Source organism: Streptomyces sp. x-80 (assembly GCF_046549095.1).
GTDB classification, from domain to species: domain Bacteria; phylum Actinomycetota; class Actinomycetes; order Streptomycetales; family Streptomycetaceae; genus Streptomyces; species Streptomyces celluloflavus.
Genome location: NZ_JAJPWM010000035.1, coordinates 20667 through 37815 on the forward strand (window position 1 = coordinate 20667; position 17149 = coordinate 37815).

At 73.8% G+C, this 17149-nt stretch carries 12 protein-coding genes; 8 read left to right on the forward strand and 4 right to left on the reverse strand.

Annotated features, from left to right (window positions below; translation table 11 throughout):
• The first annotated feature begins 24 nt into the window (after positions 1-24).
• Positions 25-2145, forward strand: a complete 2121-nt coding sequence (locus ACLJWH_RS39225) for an alpha-galactosidase (RefSeq protein WP_411146601.1) — start codon at positions 25-27, stop codon at positions 2143-2145.
• A 96-nt stretch (positions 2146-2241) separates the two neighbouring features.
• Here the strand turns inward: ACLJWH_RS39225 and ACLJWH_RS39230 are convergent, their stop codons facing one another.
• Entirely contained in the window at positions 2242-3789 is a 1548-nt protein-coding gene (locus ACLJWH_RS39230) for an AMP-binding protein (protein WP_411146602.1), read from the reverse strand.
• A 329-nt stretch (positions 3790-4118) separates the two neighbouring features.
• On the opposite strand from ACLJWH_RS39230, the gene ACLJWH_RS39235 reads away from it, so the two are divergent.
• A complete protein-coding gene (locus ACLJWH_RS39235; protein ID WP_411146603.1) occupies positions 4119-5957 on the forward strand; it encodes an alpha-L-fucosidase in 1839 nt (612 codons plus the stop codon).
• Between the two features lie 249 nt (positions 5958-6206).
• Positions 6207-6782, forward strand: a complete 576-nt coding sequence (locus tag ACLJWH_RS39240) for a TIGR03086 family metal-binding protein (RefSeq protein ID WP_411146604.1) — start codon at positions 6207-6209, stop codon at positions 6780-6782.
• A 108-nt stretch (positions 6783-6890) separates the two neighbouring features.
• On the opposite strand, the gene ACLJWH_RS39245 is transcribed toward ACLJWH_RS39240, so the two are convergent.
• On the reverse strand, positions 6891-7061 hold the full coding sequence (locus ACLJWH_RS39245) for a hypothetical protein (protein WP_172450374.1): 171 nt from the start codon (positions 7059-7061) through the stop codon (positions 6891-6893).
• A 468-nt stretch (positions 7062-7529) separates the two neighbouring features.
• Here ACLJWH_RS39245 and ACLJWH_RS39250 point away from each other — a divergent pair, with 468 nt between their 5' ends.
• Positions 7530-9098 (forward strand): lipase maturation factor family protein, encoded by a 1569-nt coding sequence (locus tag ACLJWH_RS39250; protein WP_411146605.1) that lies wholly within the window; start codon positions 7530-7532, stop codon positions 9096-9098.
• 227 nt (positions 9099-9325) lie between these two features.
• Here the strand turns inward: ACLJWH_RS39250 and ACLJWH_RS39255 are convergent, their stop codons facing one another.
• Positions 9326-10411 (reverse strand): tetratricopeptide repeat protein, encoded by a 1086-nt coding sequence (locus ACLJWH_RS39255; RefSeq protein WP_411146606.1) that lies wholly within the window; start codon positions 10409-10411, stop codon positions 9326-9328.
• Between the two features lie 403 nt (positions 10412-10814).
• On the opposite strand from ACLJWH_RS39255, the gene ACLJWH_RS39260 reads away from it, so the two are divergent.
• Positions 10815-11963: a lactonase family protein gene (locus ACLJWH_RS39260; protein WP_411146607.1), complete on the forward strand. Its 1149-nt coding sequence runs from the start codon at positions 10815-10817 to the stop codon at positions 11961-11963.
• A gap of 88 nt (positions 11964-12051) precedes the next feature.
• A complete protein-coding gene (locus tag ACLJWH_RS39265) occupies positions 12052-13470 on the forward strand; it encodes an amino acid permease (protein WP_411146608.1) in 1419 nt (472 codons plus the stop codon).
• 145 nt (positions 13471-13615) lie between these two features.
• On the opposite strand, the gene ACLJWH_RS39270 is transcribed toward ACLJWH_RS39265, so the two are convergent.
• Complete coding sequence (locus tag ACLJWH_RS39270; protein WP_411146609.1) at positions 13616-14428, reverse strand: PaaX family transcriptional regulator C-terminal domain-containing protein; 813 nt, start codon at positions 14426-14428, stop codon at positions 13616-13618.
• A gap of 83 nt (positions 14429-14511) precedes the next feature.
• Between ACLJWH_RS39270 and ACLJWH_RS39275 the strand changes: the two genes are divergently transcribed.
• Together ACLJWH_RS39275 and ACLJWH_RS39280 are read left to right on the forward strand one after the other, a co-directional pair.
• Entirely contained in the window at positions 14512-16170 is a 1659-nt protein-coding gene (locus tag ACLJWH_RS39275) for an acyl-CoA dehydrogenase family protein (RefSeq protein WP_411146610.1), read from the forward strand.
• 82 nt (positions 16171-16252) lie between these two features.
• Positions 16253-17014 (forward strand): crotonase/enoyl-CoA hydratase family protein, encoded by a 762-nt coding sequence (locus tag ACLJWH_RS39280; protein ID WP_411146611.1) that lies wholly within the window; start codon positions 16253-16255, stop codon positions 17012-17014.
• Positions 17015-17149: the final 135 nt, after the last annotated feature.

Consider the following 17149-nt stretch of genomic DNA (forward strand, 5'->3'; position numbering starts at 1 on the left):
AAACCTGCCATGAAAGGAGCCCCCATGGCCGATCTGCTGCACTTCCGGGCCGCCGGTACGAGTCTGGTGCTGGATCTGTCCGGTACCGGTCTGCCGCGCGTCCCGCACTGGGGCGCGGACCTCGGCGAGCTGCCGCCCGGCCGGCTCGCCGCGCTGGTCGCCGCCGAGGCCGCGCCGGCCGTCGCCGGCGGCCTGGACGAGACGTTCGCGCTGAGCGTGCTGCCGCAGGCGTCCGCGGGCTGGCCCGGCACCCCGGGGCTGAGCGGCCACCGCGACACCTGCGCCGCCGCGCCCGCGTTCACGGTGCGCGGCCGTTCCGTGACGGCCGGGCGGCGGCTGCGGGTCGAGGCGGCGGACGCGGACGTCGGTCTCGCGCTCACGCTGGAGATCGAACTCACCGATGCCGGGCTGGTACGGCTGCGCGCCGAGGTCACCAACACCGGGCCCGGCCCGTACCACCTCGGCGGGCTGACACCGGCGCTGCCGGTCCCGCCGCAGGCCACCGAGCTCCTCGACCTGACCGGCCGGCATCTGCGGGAACGCGCCCCGCAGCGGCACGCGTTCACCCTCGGCACCCATCTGCGGGAGAACCGGCGCGGGCGCACCGGCAGTGACGCGACGCTGTTGCAGATCGCCGGTGAGCCGGGCTTCGGCTTCCGGTCCGGCGAGGTGTGGGGGCTGCATGTGGCGTGGAGCGGCAACCACCGTTCGCTCGCCGAACGCACCCCGGCGGGCCATGCCGTACTGGCCGGCGGCGAACTCCTGCTGCCCGGCGAGATCCGGCTGTCCCCCGGCGGCTCGTACACCTCGCCCTGGCTCTACGGCTCCTACGGACGGCACGGCCTGGACGAGCTGTCCGGCCGCTTCCACCGCCATCTGCGGGCCCGCCCGGGGCACCCGGGCTCCCCGCGCCCGGTCACGCTCAACACCTGGGAGGCCGTCTACTTCGACCAGGATCCGGCGACGCTGGCGCGGCTGGCACGGGCGGCAGCCGAGGTGGGCGCGGAGCGGTTCGTGCTGGACGACGGGTGGTTCCGGGGGCGGCGGGACGACCGGGCCGGGCTCGGCGACTGGTATGTGGACGAGCGGGTGTGGCCGGACGGGCTGTCGCCGCTGATCGAGACCGTGCACGGGCTGGGGATGCGGTTCGGCCTGTGGGTGGAACCGGAGATGATCAGCCCGGACTCCGGGCTGGCCCGTGCGCACCCCGACTGGATCCTGGCGGCCACCCCCGCCAGGACGCCGCCCGCCGCCCGTCATCAGCAGGTCCTCGATCTGGCCCGCCCCGACGCGTACGGGTACGTCCTCGGCCGCCTGGACGCCCTGCTGCGCGCGGACCGTATCGACTACCTCAAGTGGGACCACAACCGCGATCTGGTGGACGCCCCGGCGCACCATCAGACGGCGGCCGTCTACCGGCTGATGGACGCGCTGCGCGCCCGGCACCCGCGGCTGGAGATCGAGTCCTGCTCCTCGGGCGGCGGCCGGGTGGACCTCGGGATACTGGAGCGCACCGACCGGGTGTGGACCAGTGACTGCATCGACGCGCTGGAGCGCCAGCGGATCCAGCGCTGGACGGGGCTGCTGCTGCCGCCCGAACTGCTCGGCGCGCACGTCGGGGCGCCGGTCTCCCATACGACGGGGCGCACCCACAGCCTGGACTTCCGCGCGGGCACGGCGCTGTTCGGGCATTTCGGGATCGAGTGGGACCTGACGTCCGCGAGCGCGACCGAGCGGGCGCGGCTGGCCGAGTGGGTGGCGCTGTACCGCGCGCTGCGGCCGCTGCTGCACAGCGGGACGGTGGTGCGCGCCGACCACCCCGATCCGGCGCTGTGGGTGCACGGTGTGGTGGCCGCCGACGGCGCGCGGGCGGTGTTCGCGCTCGTGCAGACCGCGACGAGCGTGCACTCCCCGGCGGGCCGGGTCCGGCTGCCGGGTCTCCCGCCCGACGACGAGTACCGCGTACTGCCGCTCCCGCCGGGCGACCGCCCCGAGGGGCCGTTCACCGCGCCGCCGCCCTGGTGGGAGCGGGGTGTGACGCTCTCCGGCCGGGTGCTGGCCGAGGCGGGGGTACGGGCCCCGACGCTCTTTCCGGAGCGGCTGGTCCTGCTGGAGGCGGTGCGGGTGGCGGAGGGGCAGCGGTGAGCCGGGCGAACGGCGGCATCGCCAGGTGCGGGGCGTCGTCCCGCCGCCGGTCGTCGTACCGGTCCGCCCGGGGTCGCCACCTCGCGGCGGGGTGTCTCAGATCGCGCGGTCGCGCCCGGCCCAGTACGGGTCCCGCAGCTGCCGTTTGAAGAGCTTTCCGGACTCGTCACGCGGCAGCCGTGCCTCGAAGACCACGGCCCTGGGCACCTTGTGTCCGGCGAGCCGCGCCGCGACATGGGCGCGTACCTCCTCGGCGCCGAGGCGTACGCCCGGTTCGGTCTGGATGTGTGCGGCGAGCACCTCGCCGTACTCCTCGTCGGGGATGCCGAAGACCGCCGCGTCCCGGACACCGTCGAGGGCGAGCAGCGCGCCCTCGATCTCCGCCGGGTAGATGTTGACGCCGCCGGAGATCACCATGTTGTTGCGGCGGTCGCTGAGGTAGAGGTAGCCGTCCGCGTCGAGATGGCCGATATCGCCGAGGGTGACGTATCCCGGCAGGCCCGGCGCCTCCATAGCAGTGCGTGCGGCGGGGTTGCCGAGATAGGTGAACTGCGGCCAGTTGTCGGCGGGCCGTAGGTAGATCTCGCCGGTCTCCCCGGCCGGCAGGATCCGCCCGCCGGGGCCGAGGACCGCTACCGCGCAGGTCCCTTCGGCCCGTCCGACGGTGCCCGGGTGGGCGAGCCAGGCCGCGCTGTCGCACCAGGTCACCGCGCCGGTCTCGCTGCCGCCGTAGTACTCCCGGACGACCGGTCCCAGCCAGTCGATCATGGCTTGTTTGATATGCGGCGGACAGGGCGCGGCGGCGTGCACGACCGAGGTGAGCGAGGACAGGTCATAGCGCTCGCGCACCTCCCTGGGCAGCCGCAGCAGCCGGACGAACATCGTGGGCACGACCTGGGTCTGCTCGATGCGGTGGTATTCGATCAGCCGCAGGAACTCCTCGGCGTCGAAGCGCGGCATCAGCGTGATGTCCAGTCCGGCGGCGAGCGCGAGGGCGGCGTGCCCGCTGGGCGCGGCGTGGTAGAGCGGTGCGGGGATGAGCGTCCGGCCGCCGGGTGCGATGGCGAAGTGCTCCAGGAACGACCGCACCGTTTCGGTCAGTTGCTCGGGAGCGACCGGTGCGCGCAGAACTCCCTTGGGGCGTCCGGTCGTTCCGGAGCTGTAGATGACGGTGGACGGCCGTTCCCCGGCCGCGGAGGTCAGCGGCGGGTGCCCGGCCAGCCAGCGGTCCAGGAGGGGATACGCCCCGGTGGCGGGCGGTGCGGCGATCCCGCAGGCGGCGGCGACACCGGCGGGGACGGGCGCCTCGATGACCCGTACGCCGTCGGGGAGTGCGGCGGTCACCGCGACCAGCAGGTCGGTGTGCGCGAAGACGACCCTGCTGCCGCTGTCGGTGAGCACATGCCGTAACTCGTCGGGCCGGAAATGCCAGTTGACGGGCACCGCCGCGGCGCCGAGGAGGGCGGCCGCGGCGGTGATCTCCAGATGGGCGGGCTCGTTGCGCAGTACGAGGGCGATCCGGTCGCCCGGCCCGACGCCCAGGTCCCGCAGACCGGCGGCGATCCGCGCGGCGCGGTCGAGGAAGTCGGGATAGCCGCGCGCGTGCCCGGCCGAGCGGATGGCGGGTGGTCGGACGGCGTCCATGGTGCCTCCCCTGGGGTACGGCCGCGCCCATTGAACAGGTATCCGGGCCCCCTTTGAAGAGCGCCGTGGCGACACCGGCGCGGACCGGACACCCGCCGCGCTCCGGCCGGGCGTGCTTCTCGGCCACCCGTCCCACCCCCTCTGAGATCCGAGGTCTGAGCGCCTCCGCTCCCCCGGCTCCCCCAAATTCGGCCTCCGTTACGGAAGATACGCGGCAGGTGCTCCGATGTTTATCGCGTCGGAGGTCTTCCGGTACGGGCGGGTGCGCCTGCACCATGCGGGGTGCACGGGAGGCACGGACGTGACCGACGGACCGAAGGAGCACGCGCATGCTGCGATGGCACAGCCGCCCGAGACCACCCCGGCTGCTGGGAGTGCTGGGACTGCTCAGCGCCCTGCTGCTGACCACCGGCGGCCCCGCGGCCGCGGCGAAGCCCGCGCCGCGGCCCACCACCGGGCCGGGCACCAACCACGCGACCGACGATCCCTTCACCGCCGACCGGACATCCTGGTGGCGGCAGGACCGCTTCGGGATGTTCATCCACTTCGGCGCGTACTCGAACCTGGAGGGCGAGTACACCCGGCCCGACGGCACGGTCTGCCGCAACGCGGAGTGGATCAAGCGCGAATGCAAGATCCCGAACGATGCCTACGAGAAGCAGGCCGCCACCTTCAACCCGGCCGATTTCGACGCCAAGGCGATCGTCCGGGCCGCCAAGGACGCCGGCCAGCGCTATATCGTCATCACCTCCAAGCACCACGACGGCTACGCGATGTGGCCGACGAAGCAGAACTCCTGGAATCTGCGTGACCACTCCGCCTTCGATCCGCACCGCGACATCCTCGCCGAGCTGAAGCGGGCCGCCGACGCCGCCGGGATCAAACTCGGCTTCTACTACTCGATCTGGGACTGGCACGACCCGGACTTCGCCGACCCGGCGACCTTCCCGCGCTACAAGAAGCGGATGTACGCCCAGCTCAAGGAGCTGGTGGACAACTACGACCCGGCCCTGCTCTGGTTCGACGGCGAATGGGACGCGGTCGATCCCACCAACACCTGGTCCCGCCGGGACGGCGCCGAGCTCCAGACGTATCTGCACGGCCTGAACCCGGAGCTGATCGTCAACAACCGCGTCGGCAAACGCGATGTGGTCGACGGCGACTTCGGCACCCCGGAGCAGGAGATTCCCGCGGCGCCGGTCGACGGACAGCTGTGGGAGAGCTGCATGACGCTCAACGACCACTGGGGGTTCGCCCGGTACGACACCAACTGGAAGTCTCCGGCGACCATCGTCCGCAACCTCCTGGACGTCGCGAGCCGCGGCGGCAACTACCTGCTGAACGTCGGACCGGACAAGCGCGGCCGCGTGCCGCAGCCGTCCGTGGACCGGCTGCGCGAGGCCGGCCGGTGGCTGCGCGCGCACGGCCAGGGCGACGCGGTGTACGGGGCCGGGTACACCGGGCTGGTCGCGACCCCCTCCTGGGGCGCGGTCGCCCGGCGCGGCAACGACCTGTACGCGTCCGTGACCTCCTGGCCCGCGGCCGGCCGGCCGCTGCATCTGACGGCCAGGGAAGCCTTCACCATCACCTCGGCCCGGGTACTGGGCAGCGGCCGACGGGTGACGGTCACGCCGGCCGGCGACGGCTTCGACCTCACCCCGTCCGGCGCGGCCACCGGCCCCGTCGCGAGCGTCATCCGGCTCACCATCAAGCCCCCGGCCGCGGCGCCGCCCGGCAGCGGGCGGGGGCTGACGGCACGGAGCTGGGCGAACGACACGTTCACCGGCCCGCCCGCGGTGACCACCGTCGATCCGACCGTGAACAAGTCCTACCGCTTCGACGGGTCGCCCGACCCGTCGATCCCCGCCGAACACTTCAGCACCCGCTGGACCGGCAGCATCCAGCCGCGCTTCAGCGAGACGTACACCCTCACCACGGTCTCGGACGACACCGTCCGGCTCTGGATCGACGGCACGCTGGTGATCGACAGCGCCACCCCGCACGGCCCGCAGACCGACAAGGGGACCGTCACCCTGACGGCCGGGCACCGGCACGACATCCGGATCGACTACACCCAGCGGACCGGCGAGGCCCATATGAAGCTGTTCTGGTCGAGTCCGAGCCAGTCCCAGCAGATCGTGCCGCGGCGTCAGCTGTACGCCGGCTGACCGCGGACCGTCCCTACGGTGCCGGCCGGTCCGCGCCCCCGGGACCGGCCGGCGCCCGGCGCCAGGTGCCCCGCACCGCCCCGCACGGCGAAATCCTCCGCTCGCGTTGCGCCGGACGGGCCTGCGGCGCGGGCCGGGCCGGCGGCAGCGGCCGGACGGCGTACCCGGGGGCCTCGCGCGAGGCGTGATCCGGCGGTCCGCCGTGCGTCGGGGCGCGGTGCTCCGGGCCCGCTCCTATCCTCGGGCAGCATGAGTCACGACGACATCCTGCGCGCCCACGGCGAGGCGCTGAAGCTTTTCGGCACCCGGGTCCACGCCGTCCGCGACGACCAGTGGGACGCCCCGACACCGTGCACGGAGTGGTCGGTGCGCGATCTGGTGAACCATCTCACCGCCGAGCAGCTCTGGGTGCCCCGTCTGGTGCGGGACGGCGCGACGATCGCGGACGTGGGCTCGGAATACGACGGCGACCGGCTGGGCGACGATCCGGCCGCGGTCTGGGACCGGGCGGCGGTGGCCGCCGTGGCCGCGTTCGCCGAGCCGGGTGCGCTGGACCGCACGGTCCAGCTGTCCTACGGATCGAGTCCGGCCGACGCGTACTGCGCCCAGATGATGGCCGATGCGGTGGTGCACGCCTGGGACCTGTCACGGGCGATCGGCGCCGAGGAGAAGCTGCCCGGCCGGCTGGCGACGGCGGCGCTGCGCGAGGTGGAGCCGTATGCGGCGGGACTCAACGGGTCCGGCCTGTTCGCCCCGCCGATCGAGCCGCCGGCGGACGCCGACGACCAGACCCGGCTGCTCTGCCTGCTGGGGCGCCGCCCCTGACCGCCCGCCCGGGGCCGGTCCGGCCGGCCGGGGGCCGCTGCCCTCGCCCGGCCGCTTCCGCCGACGGACCGCGCCGGGCGAACGGCGTGGTCCGGTCGGTCGGCGGGATCAGTCGATGCCGCGGAAGATATACGGTTCGGCCGGATCGTCGTCACAGCCGGCGAGACGCACCGGGACGCAGCGGCCCCAGACCTCCAGGTTGCGGACCTCCTTGATCCGGCCCGGCCGGTCCACCTGCTTCAGGCGGGGCTGCTTGTACTGAACCTTGTGCACTGCCACCACGTACTCCTTCATCGAGGTATTGGTCCGACGCGGTGGCGCCTTCTTCACGAACCGGGAGGTCTGCCAAGGTTTGTGGCGTTCCCGCGACGGGCCAATGGTGTTGGCGTCTCCCGTAAAGGTCGTCCGTCGTACCCCAGACTAACGACCTCACACCCGGAGCGCGCGATTTTTTCCGGCGACAGAGGCATCCGTCCGGACGGCGGAAAATCCACCCCGCCGCGCCGAGCCGCTGGTGGGGGCACCGATGACCGGCCGCCGGCCGCCCCGGCACCCGTCCGGCGGCCGGTCGTCTTCCGCTACGCACTCTTAATGGTCGTCCGGCAGCCGGATGACCGCGCAGCCCGTCCCCCGGCCACCGGCACACCGGGCACGGCCGCCGCCCGCTCCCACGGCGGACGCCCGCCCGGGGCCCCGCCGCGCGCGCCTGTCACCCGGGCACGTGGCCGCGGTGCTACCCATGGGCGGGTGGACTGGTTCACGGATACCGACTACGGCCTCGGCCGGCTGATCTTCCAGCGGATGCTGGCCGTGCTCTACCTGACCGCGTTCGTCGCGGCGGCGCGGCAGTTCCGGGCGCTGATCGGCGCGCGCGGGATGCTCCCGGTGCCCGAGTTCGTGGCGCGGGTGCCGTTCCGTGCCGCCCCCTCGGTCTTCCAGCTGCGCTACTCCGACCGCTTCTTCGCGGCCTGGACCTGGTGCGGGGCGCTGCTGGCGGCGGCCGTCGCGGCGGGGGCCGCCGATGCCGTACCGCTGTGGGCGTCGATGGTGATGTGGGCGGCACTGTGGGTGATGTACCTGTCCGTCGTCAACGTCGGGCAGACCTGGTACGGCTTCGGCTGGGAGTCGCTGCTGCTGGAGGCGGGCTTCCTCGCCGTCTTTCTCGGCAATGCCACGATCGCACCCCCGGTGCTGGTCATGTGGCTGCTGCGCTGGCTGCTCTTCCGGGTGGAGTTCGGGGCCGGGCTGATCAAGATGCGCGGCGACCGCTGCTGGCGGGATCTGACCTGCCTCTACTACCACCACGAGACCCAGCCGATGCCGGGCCCGCTGAGCTGGTTCTTCCACCATCTGCCCAAACCGCTGCACCGGGCCGAGGTGGCCGCCAACCACGTGGCACAACTCGGCCTGCCCGTCCTGCTGTTCACCCCGCAGCCGGTGGCCGGCTGGGCCGCCCTGGCGATGGCCGCCACCCAGTTGTGGCTGGTGTTCTCCGGCAACTTCGCCTGGCTGAACTGGCTGACCATCGCGCTGGCCCTGTCGGCGATCGGCCCGTTGTGGGCGGCCGGACCACAGACCCCGGCGTCGCCTCCCGTCTGGTTCACGGTCCTCGTCATCGCCGTCACCGCGCTCGTCGCCGCGCTCAGCTACCGGCCGGCGCGCAATCTGCTCACCCGGCAGCAGCGGATGAACACGTCCTACGAGCCGCTGCATCTGGTCAATTCCTACGGCGCCTTCGGCAGCATCACCCGCGTGCGGCGGGAGATCGTCATCGAGGGCACCACGGACGCCGCGACCGGGCCCGGCACCGTCCGGCCGGCGTACGAGCTCCACGGCAGGCAACTGGACCGGCACCAGGTGGACTGGTACCGGCGGCGCAGCGGCCAGGGGCGCCCGGTGCTTGAGCGCGCCGACCGGGAGGTTCCCGCCGACGCGGGGTGGCGGGAGTACGGCTTCCACGGCAAGCCCGACGACCCGCGGCGCTGGCCGCGCCAGTTCGCGCCCTTCCACTTGAGGCTCGACTGGCTGCTCTGGTTCGTGGCCCTCTCCCCGTCCTACGGCCTGCCGTGGTTCGAGGGCTTCCTCCTGCGGCTGCTGCTGAACGACCGGGACACGCTCGGGCTGCTGCGGCACAACCCGTTCCCGGATCTTCCTCCGCGGTACGTCCGCGCCCGCGTGTTCCGGTACCGCTTCACCACGTGGCGGGAGCTGCGTGCAACAGGGGCGTGCTGGCATCGCGAGTACGTACGCGATCTGCTGCCTCCGGTACGCCTCACCACACCCCCGGCCCCGCACACTCCGGCTTCGGGTGAATGAAGCAACCCCGGCACCCTCGCGGGGGTGCCGGGGCTTCGCCGTCCCCCTGGTACGGCGGCTTGCGGCCGTCCCCGCCAGGGGGACCGTTTGTTGATTCACTCATGCGGCCACGCCACGGTGAGAAGCCCATGACCCAGCTGCCGCGGCCATCGCGCTGACCCACGGCGCACCGGGCTCGCGTTCAGCGAACGCGCGGGTGCGGGCCCAGGCCCTCCGGTGCCGCTTCGCTACCTGGCGGGAGCTGCGGGCGACCGGGGCGTGGTGGTGGCGCGGCGCGGTGCGGGGGTTTCTGCCGCCGGCGTCCCTGTCACCTCGGCGCGGAAGGCGATGACCATGTCGCGGGCGTGGCGCAGTCCGATCCTGCCGAAGTCGCGCTCCAGCTCGGCGAGTTCGGCGAGTGTCCCGTCGCGGTCGCGGCCCAGCCGGGCGCGGGACTTGGCCAGGCCCAAGCGGGACAGCGCCACGCCGCGCGGTTCGTGCATCTCGCGGAACTCCCGCAGCGCGACGGTGTACATGTCCCGGGACGCCTCGTAACGTCCGGCCCGGTAGAGGACGTTGCCGCGCATCTTGTGGTTGTAGGCGAGCGCGCTCGCCAGGTCCATCTCGCGGCAGACGGCTTCCGCGTCGGACAACAGCGCCAGGGCCCGGTCCGGTTCCCCCTGGACGGACAGGACGTCGGCTATGCCGCGCAGGGACCAGGCGCGGCCCCGGGCGTCGTCGGCCTCGTCGGCTATCCGGGCGGACTCCTCGAACAGTTCCAGCGCCTTGGCGTGGTCGCCGGTGTTGCGGTGCATCTGGGCGATACCGGACATCGCCCACACCATGTGGCGGGCCTCGCCGTGGGCCCGGCCCTGTTCGAGCAGTTGCTCGTGGAGTTCGGCGACCGCGGGGTAGTCGCCCTGTATGCGGCCGGTCTCGGCGAGACCGGCGAGGGCGTAGCCGTGGGCGAGGCGGTCGCCGCTCCCGTCGGCCAGTGCGACGGCCCGGCTGAGCAGCCGGCGGGCGAGCGGCAGCGTTCCGCACTGGCGGGCCAGGGTGCCGCCGCTCCACAGGGCCCAGGACATCGCGCCGGCGTCGCCCGCGGTGCGTGCGCTGCGGTAGCTCTCGCGCCAGGCGGCGCCGGCGTCCGCCACCCGGCCCAGCCGCCGGTTGGCCTCGGCGACCGCGAGCGCGGCACGCGCCCGCTCCAGCGCGGTACCGGCTTCCGACCGCGCGCGGCTCGCGATGGCAAGCACCTCCTCGTACGAGGAGTTCACCCCCAGTGCCGCCCCCAGCTCACCCTGGTACTCGGGCGCGAATGCCTTGTCGTACATCTCTCCGTGGCCTCTCGATCATCCCCGTGCCTTGATCAAGAAACTATGGGGCGCCCACCCCGCGGCGAATCCGTCGACGTGGGGGTTGTGGCGTACAACTCCAGTGCTACGGGAGGGCCGATGCTCATCATCGGGATGTACGGGTATGCCGGGCCGGCTGGCGGGCCGCGGACATCGGCCCCGGCGCCGCACGGGGCGGTGGCGGCGGTGCGGCGGCCCAACCGGCCGGGCCCCGGCCCCCGTTCCCTCGCGCACCACACGTCGTCGGCCGCCCCTCTTGCCGTCGCGTACCGGCGCACGCCACCCTGACTGCCACAGCCGGGATCGCCGGACGCCGAGGGGTGACATGAGCGCGGTACGGACAGGGACCGGCAGCGGCCGGGAGACAGGGAATGCGACCAGCATGGGCCGGCGGCGGTTCGTCGGGACGGTCGCGGCGGGGCTGGCCGCGACGGCCGGTGCGGCGGTGGTCACGGTCGGGACCGCGGCCCCCGCGCAGGCCCGGCACCGCCCCGGCCGGCCGCTCTTCCTGGGCACGTACACCTCCGTGCAGGGCGGCGGTACCGGCATCGGCCTGGGCACGTACGACACCAGGACCGGCCGGATCACCGCCACCGGCGTCGTGCGGGGCGTCGCCGACCCCTCCTACCTCGCGCTCGCCCCGGACGGCCGCACCCTCTACGCGGTCGACGAACGGCAGCGGGGCGGGGTGACGGCCATCGCGCTGCGGCCGGGCCGCGGGCCCAGGGTGCTGGGCAGCCGGCCGACCGGCGGCGCCGGGCCCTGCCATCTGTCGGTGCACCCCGGCGGCCGCTGGCTGCTCAGCGCCAACTACCTCTCCGGCAGTGTGGCCGTGCACCCGGTCGACCCGGACAGCGGTGCGCTGGGGGCGCGTACCGATCTGGTCGTACACACCGCCCCGCCGCCCGGTCCCGGCCAGGACGGCCCGCACGCGCACCAGATCGCCACCAGCCCGGACGGCCGCCATGTGCTCGCCGTCGACCTCGGCAACGACACCGTCTACACCTACCGGCTCGACACCTCCGCCGGGAAGCTGGCCCAGGTGTCGTATGCGGCGCTGCGGCCCGGCGCGGGCCCCCGGCACCTGACCTTCCACCCTTCGGGCGTCTTCGCCTATCTGGCGAACGAGGTGGACAACACCGTGGTGGTCTGCGGCTACGACCCGCGCAGCGGACGGCTCACGCCCGGCGCACCGCAGCCCACCGGCACCGGCGCGGGCACCAGTTACCCGGCGCAGATCCTGGTCACCGGGGACGGCCGCTTCGCGTATCTCGCCAATCGCGGCGACAACAGCCTCACCCGCTATGCCGTGGCGGCGGGCGGGGCGCGGCTGCGGCTGCTGGACACCGTGCCGGTCGGCGGGGACTTCCCCCGGCAGCTCGCGTTCTCGCCGGACGGGCGGCTGCTGTTCGCGGCGAACCAGAAGTCGGCGTCGGTGACGGTGTTCTCGGTGGACGCGCGGACGGGGGCGCTGCGGCGCACGGGCAGGCCCTTCACGACCCCGATGCCGGTGTGCGTACTGCCGCTGTGAACCGGGCGGCGGGCCCGCGCGGGACCGCCACGCCGGTGCAACACTGTGGCAACACCGCCGCACGATTGGCCCGTTAGCGTCGGCCCCCATGAGCACCGGAACGTCGCAGCACATCCCCCAGGGCTCCGCGGCACCGTCCGGAGCGGCCGTGGAATCCGGCGGTCTCCAACAGGGGCTCAAGCCGCGTCATATGCGGCTGATCGCGCTGGGCGGGGTCATCGGGGCCGGTCTGTTCGTCGGCAGCGGGGTGGTCGTACGGGCCACCGGGCCGGCCGCCGTGCTGTCGTTCCTGGCGGCCGGCACGCTCACCGTGCTGATCATGCGGATGCTGGCCGAGATGACCGTCGCCCGCCCGGCGCTCGGCTCCTTCTACGCCCATGTCCGCGAGGCGCTCGGGCCGCGGGCGGGGTTCACGGTCGGCTGGCTGTACTGGTACTTCTTCGTGATCGTGGTAGCCGTGGAGGCGGTGGCGGGCGGCCGGGTCGTCCAGCTGTGGCTGCCCGGGGCCCCGTTGTGGGCGGTCAGCCTGGTCCTGCTGGCGCTGCTGACCGCGACCAACATGGTCTCGGCCCGTTCCTTCGGTGAGTTCGAGTTCTGGTTCTCGTCGGTCAAGGTGGTGGCGATCGTCGTCTTCCTCTTCCTCGGCACGCTGTATGTGCTGGGGCTGTGGCCGGACGCCCGGGGCGGGCTGGACCAGCTGACGGCGCACGGCGGTTTCGCCCCGCAGGGCGTCGGCGCGGTCCTGGCCGCCGTGGTGCCCTGCACGGGGTTCTTCACCGGCGCGGAGATCGTGACCGTCGCGGCCGCCGAGTCGGCCGAGCCGGAGCGGGCGGTGGCGCGGGCGATCCGCTCGATCGTGCTGCGGGTGGTGGCGTTCTACGTGCTGTCGATCTTTCTGGTGGTCGCCGTGGTGCCGTGGACGTCGAAGGCGATCGAGGTCAGTCCGTACGCGGCCGTGCTGGACCGGCTGGCGGTACCGGCGGCCGGCACGGTGATGAACGCCATCGTGCTGATCGCCGTGCTGTCCTGCCTGAACTCGGCGCTCTACACGTCCTCCCGGATGCTCTTCGCGCTGACCCGCAACGGGGACGCGCCGCGCGGTTTCACCCGGGTCAGCCGCGGCGGGGTGCCCCGCCGGGCGCTGCTCGCCGGGACCTCGGCCGGCTATCTGTCGGTGATCGCGGCCTGGGCCTCCCCCGATGTCGTCTTCGATTTCCTCATCAACTCCTATGGCGCCATCGCCCTGTTCGTCTATCTGGCGATCGCCGTCGCCCAGGTGCGGATGCGGCGGAAGCTGGAGCGCACCGCGCCCGAGCGGCTGACCCTGAAGATGTGGCTCTTCCCATGGCTGAGCTGGGTGACCATCGCGCTGATGGGCACGGTGACCGGCGCGATGGCCTTTCTGCCCGGCAGCCGCCCGCAGTTCTGGCTGAGTCTGCTGACGGTGGCCGTGGTGCTGACCGCGTACGAGATCCGCCGCCGCAGGGCCCCGCTCGGCGCGGGGTGAACGGAGGCGAGGTGAACGGGGGCGGGGTGCGGCCGGAGCGCGGGACACGGCGGGCGCGGGGCGCGGCGGGCGCGGGGTGTCCCGCACCGCCCGCCGGGGCCGGTAGGTACGTACCGTGCGGCGGCGGGGGCGCGCGTGCGGGGTGTCAGCGGGTCGGGCGCGGTTCGATGAACTGCCGCAGCAGATCCCGTAGTTCGGTCTCGAACGCGGCGTAGCGGAGCCGGAGTGCGTCGCCCGGCCAGCCCGGGGGCAGCAGTCCGCCGGGGAGCAGCGGATCGGCGAGGAGATGGCGGAGCACCGCCGCCGCGACCGTGAAGCGGTCGGCGGGGGTGCCGGCGCGGTCCAGCGCGGTCAGCAGGGCGCGCGCCCGCCCTGCCCAGCCGTCGAGGTCCCACAGCCGCCGGACCAGTGCGGCCGGGTCGCCGTCCGGGGTGCCGGTGAACCAGGTGCACTGCTCGGTGACGACGGCCGGGCGGGGCCGGTCGAGGTTGGCGGGGCGCAGCCAGCTGCCCTCGCGGAGTTCGGCCAGCCGCAGATCGGCCATCGCCTGGCGGAGTGCGGTGCGCTCGGCCGCGGGCCGGCGTTCGGCGGTGGCGACCACGGCGATCTCCCACCCCTCGCCCCGGCCGCCGCCCCAGGGCCGGGTCCGGGGCGACCGGCTCGCGTCCTGCCGGGTCTGGCGCGCCAGCAGCCGGGCGGTGAGTCCGTACGAGCCGTCGCGCTGGAGCAGGTCGCCCGCGGCCACCATCCGGGAGAGCGCGACGCGCACCGTGCCCTCGGCGATGCCGAAGAGTTCCCCGACCCGGACCAGGGCGCGGGCGGGCAGCCGGGGCGGATGGTGGCCGAGAAGGGTGCTCAGCACGATGGAGCGGGCGGTGAGCGGCCGCAGCGCGAGGGCGCCCGCCCCGGCGTCGCGGCCGGCGCCGGCTTCGGTGTCGGTTGCGGTGTCGTCGTTCATGTGTGCAGAAATCCTAGCCGCGCCCGCCTCCGTCGACTCTTACAGTCTTCCCACAGCTGTTCGGTATCTGTAACGTCGGTGCTATGACCGTCACCCATGAAGTCGTGAATCAGGCACCGCCGCTGACCGGGTTCAGTACGGCGGACGAACCGGCCCTGCTGGCGGCACTGCACCGCGAGGGCGCCGGCTGGGGCGTGCGGGAGGTGGCCGAGCTGGGGACGCTGGCCGGTTCCGAACCGGTGCAGGAGCAGGCCCGGTGGGCGGAGGAGCAGCCGCCCCGGCTGCGCACCCACGACCGGTTCGGGCACCGGGTGGACGAGGTCGAGTTCCATCCGGCCTGGCACCAGCTGATGACCGTCGCGGTGGAGCACGGGCTGCACGCCGCGCCCTGGGCCGACGACCGCCCCGGCGCCCATCTCGTCCGCGCCGCGAAGTTCTACGTCTGGTCGCAGGCCGAGCCGGGGCACGGCTGCCCGGTCTCGATGACGTACGCCGCCGTCCCCGCGCTGCGGGCCGCGCCGGATCTCGCCGCCGGGTACGAGCCGCTGCTCACCGCCCGCAGCTACGACTTCGGGCTGCGCGCGCCGCTGGGCAAGGCGGGGCTGATCGCGGGCATGTCGATGACGGAGAAGCAGGGCGGCTCCGACGTCCGCACGAACACCTCGCGCGCGGTACCGGCCGGTGACGGCACGTACCGGATCACCGGCCACAAGTGGTTCACCTCGGCGCCGATGAGCGATCTGTTCCTGACGCTGGCGCGGACCGAGGAGGGGCTGACCTGCTTCCTGCTGCCCCGGGTGCTGCCGGACGGCACCCGCAACGGCATGCGGCTGATGCGGCTCAAGGACAAGCTGGGCAACCGCTCGAACGCGTCCGCCGAGATCGAGTACGACGAGGCGGTGGCCTGGCCGGTCGGCGAGCCGGGCCGCGGGGTGCGGACCATCGTCGAGATGGTGAACATGACCCGGCTCGACTGTGTGCTCGGCTCCGCGGCCGGGATGCGGGCCGGGCTGCGGCAGGCGCTGCACCACACCGCGCACCGGCGGGCGTTCGGGCGGGAGCTGGACCAGCAGCCGCTGATGCGCTCGGTGCTCGCCGACCTCGCGATCGAGTCCGAGGCGGCGACGGTACTGGCGATGCGGCTGGCGGCGGCGGTGGACCGGTCACAGGCCGGGGACGCGTCGGAGGCGGCGCTGCGCAGGCTGGCGCTGGCCGCCGGTAAGTACTGGGTGTGCAAGCGGGGCAGTACACACGCGGCCGAGGCGCTGGAGTGCCTGGGCGGCAACGGGTATGTCGAGGAGTCCGGTATGCCGCGGCTGTACCGGGAGGCGCCGCTGATGTCGATCTGGGAGGGCTCGGGGAACGTCGCCGCCCTCGATGTGCTGCGGGCGCTCACCAAGGAGCCGGCCGCGCTGGACGCGTTCTTCGCGGAGGTGGACGCCGCCGCGGGCGCCGACCGGCGGCTGGACGCGGCGGTGGCCGGGGTACGCACGATGCTGGCCGGGGCGGCCGATCCGGAGCGGGCGCAGCTGATGGCGCGTTCGCTGGCGGAGCGGATGGCGCTGGTGCTCCAGGGGTCGCTGCTGGTGCGCCACAGCCATCCCGCGGTCGCCGACGCGTTCTGCGCCTCGCGGCTCGGCGGGGAGTGGGGCAACGCCTTCGGCACCCTGCCGGCCGGTGCCGATCTGGCGTCGGTCCTGGAGCGCGCCCGGATCGAGACCCCGGCCGGGGACGCGGTATGAGGTGCGACGTGGGATGCGGTACGGCGCGGGGACATGACCTGGGCGCGCGGGCGCCTCGGGAGCGCGGGGCGGGTGCGGGCCGGTGACCGTACGGGTGGAACGTGCCGGGCCGGTGACGACGGTGGTGCTGTCCCGGCCGGCGGCCCGGAACGCCGTGGACGGCCCGACGGCCAGGGAACTGGCCGATGCCTTCCGGGAGTTCGAGGCCGATGACGGTGCGCGCGTCGCGGTGCTGTGGGGCGAGGGCGGGACGTTCTGCGCCGGTGCGGATCTCAAGGCCATCGGTACCGAGCGTGGCAACCGCGTCGCGCCGGACGGTGACGGTCCGATGGGGCCGACCCGGATGCGGCTGTCCAAACCGGTGATCGCGGCGGTCGCCGGGTATGCGGTCGCCGGTGGGCTGGAGCTGGCGCTCTGGTGCGATCTGCGGGTGGCGGCGGAGGACGCGGTCTTCGGGGTGTTCTGCCGCCGCTGGGGGGTGCCGCTGATCGACGGCGGTACGGTGCGGCTGCCCCGGCTGATCGGGGCGAGCCGGGCGATGGACCTGGTGCTGACGGGGCGTCCGGTGCCGGCCGCCGAGGCGCTGGACATCGGGCTGGTCCACCGTCTGGTGCCGGCCGGTACGGCGCGCGCGGCGGCGGAGCGGCTGGCGGCGGAGCTCGCCCGCCTCCCGCAGGCGTGCCTGCGCAGCGACCGCGCCTCCCTGCTGGACCAGGAGGGGCGCTCCGAGGAGGCCGCGATGGAGGCCGAACTCCGTCACGGACAGGCGGTATTGGCGGAGTCGTCGGCGGGCGCCGCCCGGTTCGCGGCGGGGGCGGGGCGGCACGGGGAGGCGGACCGGTAGGCGACGGAGCGAGGGGCGAGCGGCGGTGACCGGAGGGGGCGCGGTGGGCGCGGGGCCGGCCGGCGGAGCCGGACCGGTGCGGGGAAGCGGGCCGTCGGTGGCGGGGGCCGGACGTGCCGCACCGTGAGCGAAGAG